This is a genomic window from bacterium, assembly GCA_041648665.1.
In the GTDB taxonomy this organism is placed as follows: Bacteria; UBA10199; UBA10199; order 2-02-FULL-44-16; family JAAZCA01; genus JAFGMW01.
Window position 1 is genome coordinate 1 of sequence record JBAZOP010000177.1, and the last position, 3,544, is coordinate 3,544.

The window sequence follows — 3,544 nt, forward strand, 5'->3', positions numbered from 1 at the left end:
GATCCGGATGAGACAGATCCCTCGGTAATGGACACCGACCGCGACGGCCTTGAGGACGGGGTTGAGGCCAGGGGCGATTACGACGGCGATGGTCTGCCTGATTTCGACTATCTCATCGTTCAGGGCGAGGGCGAGTGCATGCCGCCGGAGACCATCAGCGACTTGGACTGCGACGGCGTTCCCAACGCCAGGGACGACGATTCGGACAACGACGGGTGCCCTGATGCGCAGGAGGGCGGCTGGCTCGACGCCAACGCCAACGGCATCCCCGACATCTATGACAACGAGGCCGAGCTCTGCCCTGAGCCTGCGGCTGATGCCGGTTCGACCGGGGGTACCGCAGACGATGAGGAGAAATCCTCCGGACCCGGAGAGGGCCCTGCATATCCGCAGGATGGCGCCGCCTGTTCGCTCATGGCCGGATCATTGGATGATAATCATGATGCTGGAATTGCTATAATCTCCATTGTTTTCTTGCTCCTAGCTATCTTTTCCACAGCCCGCCCCCTTATACGACAAATTTATTGATTTAAAATATAGTTCTTGTAGAATCCCTCCAATCCTGGGGGAGGGAAACTGCATGAAGACTTTAATTGACCGTTTTTCTTCATATTTAAAGCATGAACGGGACGTGTCGCCCCATACATGCAAGAACTATCTCGTAGACCTGCATCAATTCCTGAATTATCTCGAAAGCCGCTATACTGGCATATCCAGCAAGGGAGAGGCGTATATCGGCAAGATAGATGCCTCGGTGATACGCGATTTCATGTCAAAGATGTGGAATGAGTGGAGTGCATCTTCCATTGCGCGGAAGCTCGCTTCTTTGAGAACTTTCTTTAACTATTGCATGAAACAAAGCTTGATTGAAACGAATCCTGCCAAGGAAGTGGCGACCCCGAAGATACCAAAAAGGGTTCCTAAGTTTCTTACGGTCGATGAGGTCTTCGCACTCATGGATTCAGCAGCAGATGAAGGCGCCCTCGGCGTCAGGGACCGTGCGATACTCGAATTGTTATACGCCTCAGGGCTTCGCGTGAGCGAACTCGTGGGCCTGGATATCGAACACATAGATCTCAAGACGCACATGGTCCGGGTGTTGGGAAAGGGACGCAAGGAGCGCATAGTGCCGGTGGGTGAAAAGGCCTGTCTGGCCCTCGTGGATTATCTCAACAAGAGATCTTCTCTCATAGTTGATCGGGGTCAGGAAAAGGCGTTTTTCGTCAACCGCCACGGCGGCAGGCTCACGGCGCGCTACATCGAGAGGCTCATCGCGAAGTACATGCGCCGCTGCGGCGTGCAGAAGACGATCACGCCGCACGTGCTCAGGCATACCTTTGCCACGCACCTCCTGGGCGCGGGCGCCGACATGAGGGGCATACAGGAGCTGCTGGGTCACTCGAGCCTCTCGACCACGCAGAAATACACGCATGTGGGCATCGAGAACCTCATGAAGACCTACGACCAGTCGCATCCAAAGGCCTGATCAGCACTTCCTTAGCCCTGAGCATAGTCGAAGGGTTGATTTAGTCTAAAATCCTGATATGCAACTCCCCCTGACAGAGGGAGAGGCCATGTTCCATTCCACTACGATTTTGTGCGTGCGCCGCGACGGGAAGGTTGCGATCGCCGGCGACGGCCAGGTGAGCTTCAACAACACAGTGCTCAAACAGACTGCGAATAAGATACGCACCATGCGGGATGGACGGGTGTTGGCGGGGTTCGCCGGCTCCAGCGCCGACGCGTTCACGCTCTTCGAGCGTTTCGAGGCCAAACTCGAGGAGCACAGGGGGGCGCTGACCAGGGCCTCTGTCGAGCTGGCCAAGGACTGGCGCACTGACAGGGCGCTGCGCAGGCTGGAGGCGATGATGATCGTCGCAGATTTGGAGAAGACTTTTACGATATCCGGCACCGGCGACGTGCTCGAGCCGGACGACGGCGTGAGCGCCATCGGTTCCGGCGGGCCTTACGCCCTGGCAGCCGCGCGGGCGCTCTTGAAACACACGAACCTCGACGCCAGAAAGATCGTCGAGGAGGCGATGAACATCGCTTCAGGCATCTGCATCTACACCAACGATCGCATCCACGTGGAGGGGCTGGGCTAGTCCTTGAAGTCATGATCGAGAAAAATTTCACACCCAGAGAGACGGTCTCGGAGCTCGACCGCTTCATCATAGGCCAGGCCAAGGCCAAGAAGGCGGTCGCGATAGCGCTGCGCAATCGCTGGCGCCGGCGCAAGGTCGAGCCGGATCTGCGCGACGAGATAGTCCCGAAGAACATAATCATGATCGGCTCCACCGGCGTGGGCAAGACCGAGATCGCCCGCAGGCTGGCTAAGCTCGCTGAGGCGCCGTTCATCAAGGTCGAGGCCTCGAAGTTCACCGAGGTGGGCTACGTGGGCAAGGACGTGGAGTCCATGATCCGCGAGCTCACCGAGATTGCGGTGAAGATGGTGCGCGAGGAGGAGTCAGGTCTCGTGAAGGCGAGGGCGCGCGAGCAGGCCGAGGAGCGGCTCCTGGACCTGCTTCTTCCGGGGCACGAGGAAAAGCCGCCGGTAGGCGAGCCCGGCCAGACGCAGGAAGAAGCTGGCGCAAGACGCCATGCCACGCGCGAGAGGCTTCGCGGGATGCTGCGCAAAGGGGCCCTCGACGACAGGTTCGTTGAGATCGACGGCGGTCAGCGCGCGCCCAGGGGCCCGGTCGAGATCGTGGCCGCCACGAGCCTTGAGGAGATGAGCTCCAATCTGCGCGACATGTTCTCGAACATGATGCCTTCCGGCCGCAAGCGCAGGAAGATGAAGGTGCCGGAGGCGCTGGAGTTCCTTCTGACGGAGGAGGCGGCGAAGCTCATCGACATGGACGCTGTGATCAAACAGGCCGTGGAGAAGGTGGAGCAGAACGGCATAGTCTTCCTCGACGAGATCGACAAGATAGCGAGCCCGAGGGGCGGTGAGCGAAGCTTCGGCCCCGACGTCTCGCGCGAGGGCGTGCAGCGCGACATACTGCCGATAGTGGAGGGCTCGACCGTGGTCACCAAGTACGGGGTGGTGAGGACCGACCACGTCCTCTTCATCGCATCCGGGGCGTTCCACGTCTCCAAGCCCAGCGACCTCATACCCGAGCTTCAGGGCCGTTTCCCCATACGCGTGGAGCTTGACTCACTCAATAAAGAGGACTTCTTCAGGATACTGACCGAGCCGGACAATTCGCTGGTCAAGCAGTACAAGGCGATGATGAAGACCGAGGGCATCGACATCGATTTCGACGAGGATTCGCTGCGCGAGGTCTCGGAGATCGCGGCGCTGGTGAACTCGCAGCTCGAGGACATAGGCGCGAGGAGGCTTCACACCGTCATGGAGAAGCTGCTTGAAGAGCTCTCCTTCACGGCGCCCGATCGGACTCCCGAGAAAGTGAAGATAGATAGAAAATACGTGAGGGACCACCTCTCCGACATAGTGAAGGACAGGGACCTCTCGAGATACATTCTCTGACCGTCGATAACGGAGGAAAGATGGCAAGACACCTGCTCACCATGTTCGACTTCA

Annotated in this window: 4 protein-coding genes; all 4 read left to right on the plus strand. The window is 58.6% G+C overall.

The window, feature by feature from the left end:
• A partial coding sequence (locus WC683_20275) for a hypothetical protein (GenBank protein ID MFA4974947.1) occupies positions 1–528 on the plus strand: 528 nt, incomplete at its 5' end.
• Between the two features lie 52 nt (positions 529–580).
• Complete coding sequence (gene xerC / locus WC683_20280; protein MFA4974948.1) at positions 581–1,486, plus strand: tyrosine recombinase XerC; 906 nt, start codon at positions 581–583, stop codon at positions 1,484–1,486.
• 88 nt (positions 1,487–1,574) lie between these two features.
• On the plus strand, positions 1,575–2,105 hold the full coding sequence (gene hslV, locus WC683_20285; GenBank protein MFA4974949.1) for an ATP-dependent protease subunit HslV: 531 nt from the start codon (positions 1,575–1,577) through the stop codon (positions 2,103–2,105).
• An 11-nt stretch (positions 2,106–2,116) separates the two neighbouring features.
• On the plus strand, positions 2,117–3,490 hold the full coding sequence (hslU, locus tag WC683_20290; protein ID MFA4974950.1) for an ATP-dependent protease ATPase subunit HslU: 1,374 nt from the start codon (positions 2,117–2,119) through the stop codon (positions 3,488–3,490).
• Positions 3,491–3,544: the final 54 nt, after the last annotated feature.

Coding starts and splice junctions, on each gene's coding strand:
- xerC (MFA4974948.1), top strand. CDS start 581: ATGAAGACTTTAATTGACCGTTTTTCTTCATATTTAAAGCATGAACGG.
- hslV (MFA4974949.1), top strand. CDS start 1,575: ATGTTCCATTCCACTACGATTTTGTGCGTGCGCCGCGACGGGAAGGTT.
- hslU (MFA4974950.1), top strand. CDS start 2,117: ATGATCGAGAAAAATTTCACACCCAGAGAGACGGTCTCGGAGCTCGAC.